Raw genomic sequence first — 15,532 nt, forward strand, 5'->3', positions numbered from 1 at the left:
CCGCGGCGGCGCCCGGCGCCGGGGGTCGGGCGGCGGCTCGGCCAGCCGCACGAGGAGGTCGGGGCGGCCCGGCGGGCGTAGGTCAGGTAGCCGAGGAAGCCGACGGCCACGGCGGTCGCGGCGGCGGTCTCCAGCCGCAGGGCGGGCGGCAGCAGGAGGAGCGCGCCGAGGATCAGCTCGACGGCCCCGAGCAGCCGGTACGCGGGCAGCGCGCGGTGTTCCCCGACCAGGCGGACGAGCGCGGACCGCCGGGCGACGGTGGCGGCGTGCCGGTCGAGGAGCTTCACGCGGGCGGACCAGATCAGCACCGCGCCGACGACCAGCGGTTGCAGCGCCGCGATCATGTCGATCATGGGTTCTCCCCTCGGGTGGGCCGACGGGTGACGCCCGGGCGGCCGGCTGGTGCGGGCCGCCCGGTGACGGCTCCAGTTCGCCGCGTCCGACGCGGCGCCGCGATCTGGAGCCGTCGGGCGTACCGGTCAGGCGGCGGCGTAGACGGTGGCGATGTCGATCTCGTTGGTGTCCGGGTGCCAGGCGCCGAGCACCTGGACGTGCCGGCCCACGCGGAGCAGGGACAGGTCGCTGATGGCCGGCGTGCCGTTGTAGACCGCGGCGGAGCGGCCGGGCACGACGTGGGCGACGATGCGCTGGCCCTTGTGGTCGAGGTGGAGCAGGTTGCGGCCGACGGCGGCGATGTGCGCGTGCAGGTTGACTATGTTTACCCACACCGAGTCGGCGGCGAGTGTGCCGTCGGGCAGGCGGACGCCGCGGGCGTAGAGCCCGTCGCCGACGGCCACCTGGTCGAACGTGGTCGGGTGCAGTTTCCAGATGCTCGTGCCGTCGGTGATCCGGATCGAGTGCAGCACGGTGTCCGATCCGGTGACCAGCAGCAGGTGGCCGGAGATCTTGCTGATCCGGCCCTCGACGAAGTTCGGGTCGGGCGCGCCGGGCTCGACGGCCGCCGGCTCGGCGGCGAAGGCCGCCTCGGGGGCGAGCGAACCGAGTCCGGTGGCGCCCACCACGCCGCCGAGCGCGGCGGTGGCGAGGAGGCGGCGGCGGTTCAGGGTCTGCGGCATGACGTTCCCTCCCGTTCAGACGGTGTCGACCGAGCAGGGCCGCAGCCCCACGGAGAGACTGCCGATCGCACTGAACGCCGCGGGCGTCAGGTCGATGATCCGGTTGCTGCCGCAGGCCGAGCCGCAGCAGGTGCGCTCGCCGCAGAACAGGTCCGTCTGCGGGCCGCAGTCGGCGATGGTGGTGCCGACCCGGGCGCCGTTGCAGCGGTTGGTGGTGTAGTGGCGGAAGCCGCAGGTCCGCCGGCTCATGCTGAGGCCGCAGGTGTCCGGGTGGGTGATGGCCCAGCACGCGTCCGAGGTGTTCGGCCAGGCGTGCTGGTAGTTGCCCGACCTGCAGGTGCCGCAGGCCCCGCCCCCGGCGGTGCCGCACGGTCCCCAGGCGGTGCCGCAGCAGAACCAGGACACCTCGCCTTGGATGGCCGCCATGGATACCTCCTTCCCGATCGTTGATCGACAACGATGGATGTCGATATAGATGGCGATTGTTATGACAGAAACCATCCACGTCAACAGGGAGGGCGAAGATTTCCTACAGGCGGGAACCGCTCAGCGGGTCACTTGCCGGCGGGCACCACGTAGGGGAAGGAGGCGGCGCGGGCGTCCTTCGCGACATCGGGGGTGAGGCCGGAGGTCATACCGGTGTTCAACACCAGGGAGAACATCACCTCGGGCACGTTGTCGGCCATGGTCCGCCCGTTGCGGGCCGCGAACCCGTAGTTCGCCGGGGTGCCGACCTGGTAGGACAGCACATCCGGGTAGAGCTCCCGGGCCACGCTCCAGCCGTACGCGCCCGGGTCCGGCGCGGTGCCGTTGGCCGCCACCACCCGGGCCACCGCCGACGCGATCTCCTCGCCGTCGGCCCGCAGGTCCTCGCAGGGGTGGCGAATGTTGGCGGGGTTCGAGAAGTCGGTGTCGGTGGGCCAGAAGACCGGCCACATCATGGGGTGGCCGGCGCGGTTGATCTGGCGCCATCCGCCGGCGTCGGTGGCGAGCTTGGTGGCCGCCCAGACGCCGATGCGGGTGCCGGCGGCGAGCATCCGCTCGTCACGGGACACCTCCAGCACGATCGAGTCGACGGTGGTGCCGGCGAAGGTGTTCTTCGCGTTCTCCGGCCGCCAGGCGGAGCGGTCCAGCCGCGCGCCGTTCTTGAAGGCGTCGTTGACCGTGGCGAGCTGGTCCAGGTCGATGTAGAAGGGGTCGGTGATCCGCCCGGCCCACACCCGGAGGTTGCTGCCGGTCACCTCCTCCCCGGTGCGGCCCTGGGCGACCACCGTGCCGGTGGCGCCGTCGTCGTAGGCCTCGGCGCCGGTGAGGGCGTGCACGGTGAGCTCCTGCCGCCCCTGGCCGTCGAGTTCGCTGAAGGACACCCGGTAGGTCAGCTCCTCCATCTCGCTGCCGTCGACGTGCACCTTGAACTCGTACCGCGCCTCGTGGTGGAAGCCGGGCTTGATGTCGGCGCGGGTCACCGAGCTGTTGACGTCCATCACCAGGACGGTCCCGCGCTCGCCGCCGAAGACGAAGAGGTCGTCGAGGTAGAGCTGGCCGCTCTGCGCGGCGAGCGGGGTGTCGAGGTGGTGCGACATGGCTGTCTCCCGGGTCGGCGGCTGGGCGCGGCAGGCCCGAGCCTATCGAGGCATACCACCGCAAATGCTCCGAACGGCAACTTTCCGCCGGGCCCCGAATGGGTTACCGTCGGCGGGTGATCCCGGTGGAGGCCACGGCGGCCGCGTACGCCCAGTGGCTCACCCCTGCCCTGCCGCTCTACGGCAACGACCACGAGCGGGCCGACTTCGCTCCCTGAGGCGCCCCGGCACCGGACGCCTCCATTCCCCCACGTCGCACCGGGAGCGATGCCCCATGTCCGTCGACAGTTCCGGGATCCGGGCGGTGCTGCGCGCACCCCAGGTCCTCCGGGTCCTCCTCAGCAGCCAGGTCGGCCGGCTGCCCACCGCCAGCGGGCCGCTGGCCCTGCTCCTCTTCGCCCGCCAGTCGCTGAGCCTGGCCGCCGCCGGCCTGCTGGTGGCCGCGTACACCGCCGGGATGGCCGTGGGCACGCCGCTGCTCGCCCGGGCGGTGGACCGCTGGCGGCAGCCGCCCGTGCTGTGGGCCGCCGCGGTCCTGTCCGGACTCGGGTTCGGCGCCGTGGCGCTGACCGGTGGGCACCTCACCGGTGCGGTGGTCGGCGCGGCGGTGGCCGGGCTCGGCACGCCGCCGTTGGAGGCGTGCCTGCGTACCCTCTGGCCCGCCCTGCTCCCGCCCGGCACGGTTCCCACGGCGTACACGCTGGACATCGCCGTGCAGGAGGTCATCTTCGTGGTCGGCCCGCTGGTCACCCTCCTCGCGGTGACCCTGGCCGGCCCGCCCGCCGGCCTGGTCGTCGCCGGGGTGCTACAGCTCGCCGGCACCGCGGCGTACGCGCTCAGCCCCGCCGTCCGCGCCTGGCGCGGCGTGCCGGCCGCGCGGCACTGGGCCGGCCCGCTGCGCGTACCCCGGTTCAGCGTGCTGATGTCCGGCGTGGTCGGCGTCGGCGCGGCGGTCGGCAGCATCGCGGTGGCGGTGACCGGCTACGCCGAGGCGGCCGGCGACCGTCGGCTCAGCGGCTGGCTGCTCGCGGCGCAGGCGGCCGGTGCCCTGGCCGGTGGCCTGCTCTACACTCGGGCCCGGCCGAGTGGGCCCGGGCGGCTGCCGCTGCTGGCCGCCGCGCTCACGGTCGGCTTCCTGCCGTTGCTGATCGCCCCCGGCCCGGTCCCGATGGCCGGCCTGCTCGTGGTCAGTGGACTCGCGCTGCCGCCGCTGCTGACCGCCATCTTCCTCGCCGCCGAGCGGCTCGCCGAGCCCGGCACGGTGGCCGAGGCGTTCGCCTGGGTGAGCACGGCGTTCGTGGTGGGCAGCGCCGCCGGCTCCGCGCTCGCCGGCCCGCTCGTGTCGACCGACCTCCGGTACGGCCTGGCGGTGGCCCCGGCCGCCGCGCTGCTCGGCACGGTGGTGCTCGGGGCCGCCTCACGCGGAGAGGGGCGGCGGCCCGAGAAGGGCCCGGAGCCCGGGGCGGAGGTCTACGCTCGGTCCTCATGACACCCGTGCGTCCGGGGCCCGGCAACCCGGCGCCGGCCGACCGGGTGACCGCCGTCGAGGTCTTCTTCGACCTCGTCTTCGTCTTCACGTTGATCAAGCTCACCGCGGTGCTGGAACAGGACCTGACGCCGGCCGGGCTGGCCCGGGCGCTGCTGCTCTTCGGCATCCTGTGGTGGATGTTCGACGGCTACGTGTGGCTGGCCAACGCCGTCCCGCCCCGGCTGGCCGCGCAGAAGCTGCTGCTCTTCGTGGGGATGGTCGGCTTCCTGCTGGCCGCGGTCGCGGTGCCGGAGGCCTTCGACCACGCCGGGCTGCTGTTCGGCGTGGGCTACCTCGTGGTGATCGCCGTGCACCTGTCGCTGTTCAGGCAGGCCGGCGTCGGTCCGGCGCTGACCCGGCTGGCCGCGTACAACCTCGGGTCGGCCCTGCTGGTGGTCGTGGGCGGTTTCGTCGGCGGCGCGGCCCGGTACGCGTGCTGGCTCGCGGCGCTCGCGCTCCAGTCGGTCGTCCCGTACCTGGCGCCCCGGTTCTCCTGGGTACGCGTGCTGCCCGCGTTCCGGCTTCAGCCGGGGCACTTCATCGAACGGCACGGGCTCCTGGTGATCATCGCGTTGGGCGAGTCCGTGGTGGCGATCGGGATGGGCGTGGACACCGACCACCTCGGGGTCGGCACGGTGGCCGTCATCGCCCTGGCGCTGGCGCTGCCGGCGGCACTCTGGTGGATCTACTACACCGACACGTCGGCGGCGGAGGAACGCCTGGCGGCGACCGGCCCGGAGCGGGCCCGGGTGGCCCTCCGGGTGGGCTTCGCCCACATCCCGCTGCTGCTGGGCGTCGTGCTGGCGGCGGCCGGCATCCACGCCGCGGTGGCCCACCCGGCGCAGCCGACCGACTGGCGCTCGGCGCTGGCGCTGGCCGGCGGCGTGGCCGTCTACCTGGCCGGGATCGTGGGCCTGCGCCACACGCTGCACTCCGCGCCCGTGCTCAGCCGGCTGGTCACCGGCGCGGCCGTGGTCGCCACCATCCCGGTCGGCACGCGGCTGAACGCCCGGGCGCAGCTCGGTGCGGTGGTGCTGGTGCTGGTCGCCATGCTGCTGCTCGACCGACGGGGGTCGAATCGCTTCACAGCCAGCCGCGGCGCTTGAACAGCAGGTAGAGGGCACCGCAGACGGCGGCCATCAGCGCGACGGCGAACAGGTAGCCGTACCGCCAGCCGAGTTCCGGCATGTGCGCGAAGTTCATTCCGTAGACCGTGCCGATCAGGGTGGGTGCGAACAGGATCGCCGCCCAGGCCGACACCCGCTTGATCTCCTCGTTCTGCTCGAAGCTGGCGGCGGTCAGGCTGCGCATCTCCTCGTTCTGCGCCTGCGAGACGAGGGTCGCGTTGACGGTGAGGATGTTCTGCAGCAGGTGCCGGAAGCCGTCCACCCGCTCGACGACCTGGGTGAGGTGGTCCGCCACGTCGCGCAGCCGGCGGCGCAGTCGCCGCCGAACACCTCGGTCTCGATCTCGTCGATGTCGTTCTCCAGCCCGGCGACCACCGGGGCGTAGCCGTCGACCACCCGATCGAGCACCGCGTACAGGACGGCCTCGGGACCGAGCGCGAGGACGGCCGGTTCCGCCTCCATCCGCCGCCGGACGCCGGCCAGGTCGGGTGCGCCGCCGTGCCGGACGGTGATCACGAATCCCGGCCCGAGGAACAGGTGCACCTCGGCGAACTCGACCTCCTCGCGCGCGTCGAGGTAGCGGGCGGCGCGCAGCACCACGAACAGGGTGTCGCCGTACCGTTCCAGCTTCGGCCGCTGGTGGGCGTTGATGGCGTCCTCGACGGCCAGCTCCGGGAGCTGGAACTCGGCGGCCAACGAGTCGATCTGCTCCGCACTCGGGCGGCACAACCCGATCCAGGCCATGGCCCGGTCGAGTTCCTGAAGGCAGGAGAACGTGTCGGCGAGACTGACCGGTGAGGCGCGCCGCACCCCGTCGACGTAGACCCCGCTGTCGACCAGCCCGGCGGGCCGCTCCGGCTCCGCCGCGCCCCCGTGGGCGGCGTGCTCGTCGAGGCGGCGGCCGAACCCCTCCGACGGCGCCGGGAACCGGTTGTCCGCCATGCCCTCCCCCGCTCCTCGGCCGGCTCGCCGAGTCCCCCGCGGCGACCGGGGCAAACACGGCCGGTTCACGGGCGGTAGCGGTAGCCCATGCCCGGTTCGGTGATCAGGTGCCGGGGCCGCGCCGGGTCGTCCTCCAGCTTGCGCCGCAGCTGGGCCATGTACTGGCGCAGGTAGTTGGTCTCGTTGTGGTATTCCGGGCCCCACACCTCGTGCAGGAGCTGACGCTGGCTGACCAGCTTGCCCGGGTGCCGCAGCAGCTTCTCCAGCATCGCCCACTGGGTCGGGGTGAGCTTGACCTCAACGCCGTCGTCGCGGGTCACCACCCGGTCGGCGAGGTCGACGGTGTGCCGGCCGATCCGCTGGGTGGCGGTGGACCCCGGGCCGGCCGCATCGGCCGGGGAGCCGGCGAGCCTCCGGGTCACCGCCCGGATCCGGGCGAGCAGCTCGTCCACCCCGAACGGCTTGGTGACGTAGTCGTCGGCGCCCGCGTCGAGGGCGGCCACCTTGTCCTCGCTGCCGGCCCGCCCGGACAGCACGATGATCGGCACGCCGGTCCAGCCGCGCAGGCCCCGGATGACCTCGGTGCCGTCCAGGTCGGGCAGGCCGAGGTCCAGCACCACCAGGTCCGGGGGATGGCCGGCGGCGGCCTTCAACGCGGCCGCACCGCTGTCGGCCACCGCCACGTCGTAGCCGCGGGCCCGCAGGTTGATCCGTAGGGCGCGGAGGATCTGCGGCTCGTCGTCGACGACCAGGATGCGGGTCATTCCTGCGGCCCTTCCGGGTCGATTCCGCCGGTGCCGGCCGGCAGCCGCAGCACCATGGTGAGACCGCCGCCGGGCGTGGTCTCCGGGGTGATGCTGCCACCCATCGCCTCCGCGAGCCCCCGGGACAGCGCCAGCCCCAGCCCGACGCCGGTCTGGTTGTCCCGGTCGCCCAGACGCTGGAACGGCAGGAAGACGTGCTCCCACTGGTCCTCCGGGATGCCCGGGCCGGTGTCGATCACCCGCAGCTCGACCTGGCCGGCGTGCGCGCTGGCGGTGATCGCCGGAGGCCGCCCGGGTGGGCTGTGGCGCAGCGCGTTGGCCACGATGTTGACCAGCACCCGCTCCAGCAGGCCGGGGTCGGCGAGGGCCGCGGGAAGGTCGGCCGGGATGTCGGTGGTCACCTCGGCCGCCGCCGGGCCCAGCTCGTCCAGGGCCCGGGGCACGGCGTCCTCCAACCCGATCGCGGTGGCGCTGACGCCGAGCGCGCCCGCCTGGAGCCGGCTCATGTCGAGCAGGTTCGCCACCAGCCGGCCCAACCGGTCCAGCGACTCGTCGGCGGTGGCCAGCAACTCCTCGCGGTCGTCGGCGTCGAACTCGACGTCGTGGCTGCGCAGGCTGCTCACGGCCGCCTTCGCCGACGCCAGCGGCGTACGCAGGTCGTGGCTGACCGCGGCGAGCAGCGCGGTGCGCATCCGGTCGGCGGCGGCGAGCGGGCGGGCGGTGGCGGCCTCCTCGGCGAGCCGCTCCTGGCGCAGCGCGACGGCGGCCTGGGCGGCGAACGCCTCGACCACGCGACGGTCCGCGGCCTCCAGCCGCCGGCCGGCGAGCACCACGCTGAGCCGGTCGTCGACCGGCACCACGGTCTCCCCGGCGCTCGGGCTGCCCGGCGGGGCGTCGCCGACGCTGGCCACCACCCGCCAGGCCGCGGCCTCCCGGTCCCGCGCCGGGCGGCCCTCCGCCTCGGCGGCGAGTTCCAGCACGCTGACCGCGCGCACCGCGAAGGTCTCCCGGAGCCGGTCCAGCAGCGCGGGCAGCGGCCGCTCGCCGCGCAGCACGCTGCCCGCGACGGTGGCCAGGGTCTGCGCGTCGGCGGAGGCCCGGGCGGCCTCGCGGGTCCGCCGGGCCGCGACGTCGACCACCCAGCTGACCGCGATGGCGACCCCGATGAACACGCCGAGGGCGAGGAGATTGTCCGCCTCGGCGATGTCCAGGGTGTGGACGGGCGGGGTGAAGAACCAGTTGAGCAGCAGCGAGCTGCCGAGCGCGGCGGCCAGCGCCGGCCAGAGGCCGCCGACCAGGGCGACCCCCACCACCCCGGCGAGGAAGAGCAGGATGTCGTTGGTCAGGGTGAGGTCGGGCAGCGTCCCGAGCAGCAGGCTGAGCAGCGGCATCCCGATCCCGGCGAGTGCGAAGCCGAGCAGCCGGCGGCGCCGGGACAGCGCCGCGGGCACGGCCGCGCCCCGGCGGCCCCGCCCCGCCTGGGCGTGGGTCACGAGGTGCACGTCGATGGCACCGGAGAGCGCGGTCGTGGTGACGCCGACCCCGCGCGAGAGCAGCTGCGCGAACCGTCCCCTCCGGCTGGCCCCGAGCACCAGCTGGATGGCGTTGACGCCGCGCGCGAAGTCGAGCAGCGCCGCCGGGATGTCGGTGCCAAGCACCTGGTGGTACGTGCCGCCGAGGCTCTCCACGAGGACCCGCTGGCGGGCCAGCTGGGCCGGGTCGGCGCCGGCCAGCCCGTCGCTGCGGGCCACGTGCACGGCCAGCAGGTCGGCGCCCTTGCTGCGGGCGGCGATCCGCGCCGCCCGGCGCACCAGCGTCTCGCCCTCCGGGCCGCCGGTCAACGCGACGACCACCCGTTCCCGCGCCTCCCAGGTGGCGGAGATGCCCTGCTGGGAGCGGTAGGCGTCGAGCTGCTCGTCGACCTTGTCGGCCAGCCAGAGCAGCGCCAGCTCGCGCAGCGCGGTGAGGTTGCCGACCCGGAAGTAGTTGCCGAGCGCGGCGTCGATCCGGTCGGGCCGGTAGATGTTGCCGTGCGCCATCCGGCGGCGCAGCGCCTCCGGCGTCATGTCGACCAGCTCGACCTGCTCGGCGGCCCGGACGACCTGGTCCGGCAGCGTCTCCCGCTGGGTGGTGCCGGTGATCTGCGCGACGACGTCGTTAAGCGACTCCAGGTGCTGGATGTTCACCGTGGTCAGCACGCTGATCCCGGCGTCGAGCAGCTCCTGGACGTCCTGCCAGCGCTTGTCGTGCCGGGAGCCGGGGACGTTGGTGTGCGCCAGCTCGTCGACCACGGCCACCTCGGGCCGGCGGGCCAGCACCGCGTCGAGGTCCATCTCGGTGAGGTCGACACCCCGGTAGCTGATCGACCGGCGGGGCACCAGCTCGAGGTCGCCGATCATGGCGGCGGTGTGCGGCCGGCCGTGCGTCTCCACGAGACCGATCACCACGTCGGTGCCGCGCTCGGCGCGGCGCTGGGCCTCCTCGAGCATGGCGTACGTCTTGCCGACCCCCGGGGCGGCCCCGAGATAGATCCGCAGTTCACCCCTGGCCACGGCACCATCTTCCCTTCATCGAGGGAGGGGACCCCGCTTATCGCCTGGCGATGTGGGCGGGGCCCCCTCTCGACCGGACGAACGGTCAGCGCGCCGGGAACTCCTCGTCCAGCGCGAGGTTCAGTTGCAGGACGTTGACGCCGGGCTCGCCCATGAAGCCGAGCGCTCGGCCGGTGGTGTGCTCCGCGACCAGCCTCCGCACCGCCGCCGGGTCCGCGCCGCGCTCGCGCGCCACCCGGGCCGCCTGGATTTCCGCGTACGCCGGGGAGATGTGCGGGTCGAGGCCGCTGCCGCTCGCGGTGACCGCGTCGGCCGGCACGGCCGGCTCGGCCGGCGCGTCGCCCCGGACCGGGGTGACGATGCCACCCTCGGCCACGTAGTCGTGGTCCGGCCGGGCCAGCTCGACCGGGACGCCCTGCCAGCTGCCCACAAAGGGCGTCGCCGGCGCGACCTGGTTGACGCTGACCACCCGGGTGATCGGGCCGGTCAGCCCCCCGGCGCGGAACACGGCCAGCACCGCGCCGACGCCGTCCGGCGTGCAGTAGGGCCGCCGCCCGTCCACACCGTCCCGCTCGCCGATCGCCCGGCTGCGGGAGCAGACCTGGGTGAGCAGGCTCGGGGTGGAGTCGTCGGGGTCGGCGGCGATGGTGTCGACCACGCTCTCCGGGCCCAGGTTGCTGGCCGAGGTGGCGGTCGGGTCGTAGCCGTCGCCGGCCGCCGACGGCCGGGACTGGAAGTAGCGCGGCACCGGGTTGCCGTCCGCGTCGGTGAAGGACTGGCCGATGAGCGAGCTGCCCACGGTCCTGCCGCTCACGCTCACCAGCGAACCGTCGGCCCGGGCGTGGAGGCCGGGGAGCCGACCGACGGCGACCAGGGCCAGCGGGTACGCGAGGCCGAGCAGGACGGTGAACACGAGCAGGGCGCGCAGCGCGGCGAGATGGTGGGCGAGCCAGGTTGGGAGGCGCATCACGAGATCCCCGGAATGAGCTGGATGAGCAGGTCGATGAGCTTGATGCCGATGAACGGCACGATGACGCCGCCGAGGCCGTAGACCCAGAGGTTGCGGCTGAGCAGCTTCGACGCGCTGGCCGGCCGGTAGCGCACGCCGCGCAGGGCCAGCGGGATGAGCGCGACGATGACGATCGCGTTGAAGACGACCGCGGCGAGGATCGCCGATTCCGGGCTGGCCAGCCGCATGACGTTCAGCGTGTCCAGAGCCGGGTAGATGCCGGCGAACATCGCCGGGATGATCGCGAAGTACTTGGCGATGTCGTTGGCGATCGAGAAGGTGGTCAGCGCGCCGCGGGTGATCAGCAACTGCTTGCCGATCTCCACGATCTCGATGAGCTTCGTGGGGTCGGAGTCGAGGTCGACCATGTTGCCGGCCTCCTTGGCGGCCGACGTTCCCGTGTTCATGGCCACGCCGACGTCGGCCTGGGCGAGGGCCGGCGCGTCGTTGGTGCCGTCTCCGGTCATCGCGACCAGCCGGCCGCCCTCCTGCTCCTTGCGGATCAGCGCGAGCTTGTCCTCGGGGGTGGCCTCGGCGAGGAAGTCGTCCACACCGGCCTCGTCCGCGATCGCCTTCGCGGTACGCGGGTTGTCGCCCGTGATCATCACGGTCCGGATGCCCATCCGCCGCATCTCGTCGAAGCGCGCGCGCATGCCGGCCTTGACCACGTCCTTGAGGTGGATGACGCCGAGGGCGCGCGCCGGCTCGCCGTCGACGTGCTCGGCGACCACCAGCGGAGTGCCGCCGGTGCCGCTGATGACGTCGACCAGTTCGCCCACCTGCTCGGTCGGGTGGCCGCCGTTCTCGCGTACCCACTTCATGACCGCGGCAGCGGCGCCCTTGCGGATCCGGCGGGCGCCGCCGTCGGCGCTCTCCGCGCCGAGGTCGACGCCGCTCATCCGGGTCTGCGCGGTGAACGGGACGAAGGTGGCGTGCGGGATGAGTCCCGGCTCGCGCTGGCGCAGGCCGAACTCGTTCTTGGCGAGCACCACGACGGAACGCCCCTCGGGGGTCTCGTCGGCGAGGCTGGACAGTTGCGCGGCGTCGGCGACCTCGGCGGCGGTCACCCCCTCGACCGGAAGGAACTCGGCCGCCTGCCGGTTGCCCAGCGTGATCGTGCCCGTCTTGTCCAGCAGCAGGGTGTTCACGTCGCCGGCCGCCTCGACGGCCCGGCCGCTCATGGCCAGGACGTTGCGCTGCACGAGGCGGTCCATGCCGGCGATGCCGATGGCCGACAGCAACGCCCCGATGGTGGTGGGGATCAGGCAGACCAGCAGCGACACCAGGACCACGCCGCTGACGCCGGCGTCGGTGATCGCGCCGGTGTCCGGTGCGGCCGCCTGGTAGCCCTTGGCGAAGATCGCCAGCGGCTGAAGGGTCACCACGGCCAGCAGGAAGATGATCGTGAGCGCGGCGAGCAGGATGTTCAGCGCGATCTCGTTCGGGGTCTTCTGCCGGTTGGCGCCCTCGACCAGGGCGATCATCCGGTCGATGAAGCTCTCGCCCGGCTTCTGGGTGATCCGCACGACGATGCGGTCGGAGAGGACCCGGGTGCCACCGGTGACCGCGCTGCGGTCGCCACCGGACTCCCGGATGACGGGCGCGGACTCGCCGGTGATCGCCGACTCGTCGACGCTCGCAATGCCCTCGACCACGTCCCCGTCGCCGGGGATGATGTCGCCGGCCTCGACCAGGACGATGTCGCCCAGCCGGAGCTGCGGCGCGGGGACCGCCTCGTCGCGGTACGCGTTCGCCGCCGCACCGGGCGTCCAGCCGACGAGGCGGGTGGCGACGGTGTCCTGTTTCGCCTGCCGCAGGGCGGCGGCCTGGGCCTTGCCCCGGCCCTCGGCGACCGCCTCGGCCAGGTTCGCGAAGACCACGGTGAGCCACAGCCAGACGGTGATCGCGCAGGCGAAGACCGACGGGTCGGCCACCGCCAGGACGGTGGTGAAGACGGCCCCGATCTCCACGATGAGCATGACCGGATTGCGCCAGAGCGTGCGCGGGTCGAGCTTGCGCAGCGCGTCCGGCAGCGACCGGAGGAGCTGCTTCGGGTCCAGCAGACCCCCGCCGACCCGGTTGCCGCGGGTGGCGGGCGTGCCGGCCACCGGCTCCTCGCCGGTGCCGGATGTCACGGGCGTGACGGACATGTCCTCGTTCCTCATGGTGGTCACAGCCCCTCCGCGAGGGGGCCGAGCGCGAGCGCGGGAAGGTAGGTGAGCGCCACGAGGACCACCGTGACGCCGACGACCATCCCGACGAAGAGCGGTCGGTGGGTCGGCAGGGTGCCCTCGGACGCGGGGGTGGGCTGCTGTCGGGCGAGCGAACCGGCCAGGGCGAGCACGAAGATGATCGGCAGGAATCGGCCGAGCAGCATGCAGAGCCCGAGCGCCGTGTCCCACCACGTGGTGTTGACGGTGATGCCGGCGAAGGCGGATCCGTTGTTGTTGGCGGCCGAGGTGAAGGCGTACAGCACCTCGGAGAGGCCGTGCGGGCCGGCGTTGAGCGCCGTGGCGCTGTTGCCCGTGGCGAACGCCGCCGCCGTGCCGCCCAGCACCAGCGCCGGGGTGACCAGGAAGTACAGCGACGCCAGCTTGATCTCGCGCGAACCGATCTTCTTGCCGATGTACTCCGGCGTCCGGCCGACCATCAGGCCGGCCACGAACACCGTGATCACCGCCAGGATCAGCAGGCCGTAGAGGCCGGAGCCGACGCCACCGGGCGCGACCTCGCCGAGCATCATGTTGCCCAGCGTCATCATCCCGCCCAGCGCCGTGTACGAGTCGTGGAAGGAGTTCACGGCGCCGGTCGAGGTGAGGGTGGTGGCCGCGGCGAAGGTCGCCGAGTTCGACACGTCGAACCGGACCTCCTTGCCCTCCAGCGCCGCGCCGACGGCCTGCGGGACGGTGCCGTGCCCGGCCAGCTCGAAGACGGTGGTCAGGGTGACGCTGGCCAGCGCGAGGACGGCCATGACCGCGGCGATCGCGTAGCCCTGCCGGTTCTGGCCGACCATCCGGCCGAAGACCCGGGGCAGGCTGAACGGGATGAGCAGGATCAGGAAGATCTGCAGCCAGTTCGTCCAGGTCGTCGGGTTCTCGAACGGGTGGGCGCTGTTGACGTTGAAGAACCCGCCACCGTTGGTGCCCAGCTCCTTGATCACTTCCTGGCTGGCCACCGGCCCACCGGTGAGGTGCTGCGTGCCACCGGTCAGCGTGGTGACGTCGGTGCCACCGGAGAGGTTCTGCACCGCGCCGCCGATCATCAGCGCGAGCGCGCCGAGCACGGCGACGGGCAGCAGGATCCGCACGGTGATCCGGGTCAGGTCGACCCAGAAGTTGCCCAGCTCGCCCGTGCGGCTGCGGGCGAACCCGCGGATCAGGGCCACCGCCACGGCGATGCCGACCGCGGCCGAGACGAAGTTCTGCACGGCCAGGCCGGCCATCTGCACGAGATGCCCCATGGTCGACTCACCCGAGTACGACTGCCAGTTCGTGTTGGTCACGAACGACACCGCCGTGTTCCAGGCGCCGTGCGGCACCACGGGGTCGAAGCCCAGCGAGAGCCAGAGCCGGTCCTGGACCCGCTGGAACAGGTAGAGGAACAGGATCGAGACGGCCGAGAAGGCCAGCACGCTGCGGGCGTACACGCCCGAGGTCTGCTCGGCGGCCGGGTTGACCCCGACCAGTCGGAAGATGGCCCGCTCGGCCCGGGACTGCCGGCTGCCGGACACCACCCGGTACATGTGGTCGCCGAACGGCCGGTGCACGGCGACCAGCGCCGCCACCAGGGACAGCAGGAAGACGACCCCGGCTGTTGTCATGGTCATCAGAAGCGCTCCGGAAACAGCAGGGCGACGACCAGGAACAGGCCCAGACCGATCGCCAGCACCAGGCCGACGGCGTTCACCGCGCTCACCGCTTCTCCACGCCCCTCACCACGAGGGCGAGCGCCGCGAACAGCGCCACCGTCACCAGCACGAACACCACGTCAGACACGGCTGACTCCTCTTACCGGACGTTGTCGGGCGACCGCCTTCCGGTCGCGCCGAGCCATCACAACGCCGGATCGGGCGCGCGGACAGGGGCTATAACGCGACCGTGACGGCCGCGGCCGGTTTCTTGACGCGCCTTTCACGCGGGGCGGCCCGCGGGGTGATCCGGGTCACCCGGCACGCGGCTCGCCGGTCCGTGTCGAAGGCGGGACGCCCTCCGGGCGGGGACATGCCATCCGTGCGCGGTCCGGCGGGCGGGCGTAGTCTTCCTGACGGGTCAAGACATGCGCCCTCCGCCCGCTCACGGCCCCGGCCGTGAGCGTCCCCGATCGTGATCATCGGAGGCGCCATGTCGGAGCACCCTCCGGAGTTCGGTCCCGACCGCCTGCCCGCCGTGTCCGGATCGTCGCGCGTGGACGCGGCCACCATGTGGCTGACGTGCACCAAGCCGGGCGCCGTCACCCGGATCAGCGTCGCCGGCGAGATCGACATGAGCAACGCCCACCTGCTCGTCGAATTCGTGGAGTCCCTCGCCCACCCGCCGCCGGTAACGGTGGAGGTGGACCTCTCGGAGGTCACCTTCTTCTGCGCCCACGGCATCACCGCGCTGCTGCGGGCGCGGCGGCTGCTGGCCGACCGGGGTGGGCGGTTGACGCTCCGGGATCCGGCGCCGATCGTCCGCCGTGTCCTCGACATCACCGACGCACAGATCGAATTGGAGATCGTCCCGGCGTCCTCCCGGCCCGGTGCCGCCGGCACGTCTGTCGGTGCGACCGCTGTCCGTGCGGCCGTCGGCGGCGGCGGCTCGGTGCGGGCACGCCGTGTCGCCCCCTGTGGCGGCGGGACGTAAAGTGGCTGTCCTGTAGTTGGCGTCCCGGGCCGGGGCGTCACGAGCGAGCGTCAAGAAGCGGCGCCGGTTCCCGATCCGTCCCGGATCGGTACAGCGGTCCGTGACCCGCG

At 73.2% G+C, this 15,532-nt stretch carries 13 protein-coding genes and 1 pseudogene; 3 read left to right on the plus strand and 11 right to left on the minus strand.

Annotated features, from left to right (window positions below; all coding sequences use genetic code 11):
• The 4 genes from NFX44_RS32455 to NFX44_RS32470 all read right to left on the minus strand — a co-directional run.
• Window positions 1-353: MauE/DoxX family redox-associated membrane protein (locus NFX44_RS32455; protein ID WP_262287426.1), on the minus strand; the 353-nt coding region annotated here is incomplete at its 3' end.
• 126 nt (window positions 354-479) lie between these two features.
• The gene (locus NFX44_RS32460; RefSeq protein WP_262287427.1) at window positions 480-1,076 is read right to left on the minus strand and encodes a cell wall protein; all 597 of its coding nucleotides are present in this window, start codon (window positions 1,074-1,076) and stop codon (window positions 480-482) included.
• A gap of 15 nt (window positions 1,077-1,091) precedes the next feature.
• Entirely contained in the window at window positions 1,092-1,502 is a 411-nt protein-coding gene (locus NFX44_RS32465) for a septal ring lytic transglycosylase RlpA family protein (protein WP_262287428.1), read from the minus strand.
• 128 nt (window positions 1,503-1,630) lie between these two features.
• The gene (locus tag NFX44_RS32470) at window positions 1,631-2,659 is read right to left on the minus strand and encodes a DUF4331 domain-containing protein (RefSeq protein ID WP_262287429.1); all 1,029 of its coding nucleotides are present in this window, start codon (window positions 2,657-2,659) and stop codon (window positions 1,631-1,633) included.
• Between the two features lie 274 nt (window positions 2,660-2,933).
• On the opposite strand from NFX44_RS32470, the gene NFX44_RS32475 reads away from it, so the two are divergent.
• Both NFX44_RS32475 and NFX44_RS32480 read left to right on the plus strand, forming a co-directional pair.
• Window positions 2,934-4,148, plus strand: a complete 1,215-nt coding sequence (locus NFX44_RS32475; protein WP_262287430.1) for an MFS transporter — start codon at window positions 2,934-2,936, stop codon at window positions 4,146-4,148.
• Window positions 4,145-5,293: a low temperature requirement protein A gene (locus NFX44_RS32480; protein ID WP_262287431.1), complete on the plus strand. Its 1,149-nt coding sequence runs from the start codon at window positions 4,145-4,147 to the stop codon at window positions 5,291-5,293. The genes NFX44_RS32475 and NFX44_RS32480 overlap by 4 nt, the downstream gene beginning before the upstream one ends.
• Here NFX44_RS32480 and NFX44_RS32485 read toward each other — a convergent pair.
• From NFX44_RS32485 to kdpF, 7 genes and pseudogenes are all read right to left on the minus strand, one after another.
• Window positions 5,271-6,256: pseudogene (locus tag NFX44_RS32485) on the minus strand (magnesium and cobalt transport protein CorA). The gene NFX44_RS32480 and the pseudogene NFX44_RS32485 sit on opposite strands and share 23 nt — an antisense overlap.
• A 65-nt stretch (window positions 6,257-6,321) precedes the next feature.
• Window positions 6,322-7,020 carry a response regulator gene (locus NFX44_RS32490; protein WP_262287432.1) on the minus strand — a complete coding sequence of 233 codons (699 nt, stop codon included), beginning with the start codon at window positions 7,018-7,020 and terminating at the stop codon, window positions 6,322-6,324.
• Window positions 7,017-9,572 (minus strand): DUF4118 domain-containing protein, encoded by a 2,556-nt coding sequence (locus NFX44_RS32495; RefSeq protein ID WP_262287433.1) that lies wholly within the window; start codon window positions 9,570-9,572, stop codon window positions 7,017-7,019. Before NFX44_RS32495 ends, NFX44_RS32490 begins: the two co-directional genes overlap by 4 nt.
• Window positions 9,573-9,657: 85 nt before the next feature.
• Window positions 9,658-10,539 carry a potassium-transporting ATPase subunit C gene (locus NFX44_RS32500; protein ID WP_262287434.1) on the minus strand — a complete coding sequence of 294 codons (882 nt, stop codon included), beginning with the start codon at window positions 10,537-10,539 and terminating at the stop codon, window positions 9,658-9,660.
• Window positions 10,539-12,731, minus strand: coding sequence for a potassium-transporting ATPase subunit KdpB (gene kdpB / locus NFX44_RS32505; RefSeq protein WP_262287435.1), 2,193 nt, complete (start codon window positions 12,729-12,731; stop codon window positions 10,539-10,541). The genes NFX44_RS32500 and kdpB overlap by 1 nt, the downstream gene beginning before the upstream one ends.
• A 20-nt stretch (window positions 12,732-12,751) precedes the next feature.
• Complete coding sequence (gene kdpA, locus NFX44_RS32510; RefSeq protein ID WP_262287436.1) at window positions 12,752-14,407, minus strand: potassium-transporting ATPase subunit KdpA; 1,656 nt, start codon at window positions 14,405-14,407, stop codon at window positions 12,752-12,754.
• Window positions 14,407-14,496: a K(+)-transporting ATPase subunit F gene (kdpF, locus tag NFX44_RS32515; protein ID WP_262287437.1), complete on the minus strand. Its 90-nt coding sequence runs from the start codon at window positions 14,494-14,496 to the stop codon at window positions 14,407-14,409. The genes kdpA and kdpF overlap by 1 nt, the downstream gene beginning before the upstream one ends.
• 425 nt (window positions 14,497-14,921) lie before the next feature.
• Here kdpF and NFX44_RS32520 point away from each other — a divergent pair, with 425 nt between their 5' ends.
• Window positions 14,922-15,422 (plus strand): STAS domain-containing protein, encoded by a 501-nt coding sequence (locus NFX44_RS32520; RefSeq protein WP_262287438.1) that lies wholly within the window; start codon window positions 14,922-14,924, stop codon window positions 15,420-15,422.
• Window positions 15,423-15,532: the final 110 nt, after the last annotated feature.

This window comes from Micromonospora sp. MA102 (assembly GCF_025460765.1).
Classification (GTDB): Bacteria; Actinomycetota; Actinomycetes; order Mycobacteriales; family Micromonosporaceae; genus Micromonospora; species Micromonospora halotolerans.

Excerpts from the sequence above, each read along its gene's own strand:
- NFX44_RS32465 (WP_262287428.1), bottom strand. The coding sequence starts at position 1,502 with ATGGCGGCCATCCAAGGCGAGGTGTCCTGGTTCTGCTGCGGCACCGCC.
- NFX44_RS32470 (WP_262287429.1), bottom strand. The coding sequence starts at position 2,659 with ATGTCGCACCACCTCGACACCCCGCTCGCCGCGCAGAGCGGCCAGCTC.
- NFX44_RS32480 (WP_262287431.1), top strand. The coding sequence starts at position 4,145 with ATGACACCCGTGCGTCCGGGGCCCGGCAACCCGGCGCCGGCCGACCGG.
- kdpB (WP_262287435.1), bottom strand. The coding sequence starts at position 12,731 with ATGTCCGTCACGCCCGTGACATCCGGCACCGGCGAGGAGCCGGTGGCC.
- NFX44_RS32490 (WP_262287432.1), bottom strand. The coding sequence starts at position 7,020 with ATGACCCGCATCCTGGTCGTCGACGACGAGCCGCAGATCCTCCGCGCC.
- NFX44_RS32500 (WP_262287434.1), bottom strand. The coding sequence starts at position 10,539 with ATGCGCCTCCCAACCTGGCTCGCCCACCATCTCGCCGCGCTGCGCGCC.
- NFX44_RS32475 (WP_262287430.1), top strand. The coding sequence starts at position 2,934 with ATGTCCGTCGACAGTTCCGGGATCCGGGCGGTGCTGCGCGCACCCCAG.
- kdpA (WP_262287436.1), bottom strand. The coding sequence starts at position 14,407 with ATGACCATGACAACAGCCGGGGTCGTCTTCCTGCTGTCCCTGGTGGCG.
- NFX44_RS32520 (WP_262287438.1), top strand. The coding sequence starts at position 14,922 with ATGTCGGAGCACCCTCCGGAGTTCGGTCCCGACCGCCTGCCCGCCGTG.
- NFX44_RS32460 (WP_262287427.1), bottom strand. The coding sequence starts at position 1,076 with ATGCCGCAGACCCTGAACCGCCGCCGCCTCCTCGCCACCGCCGCGCTC.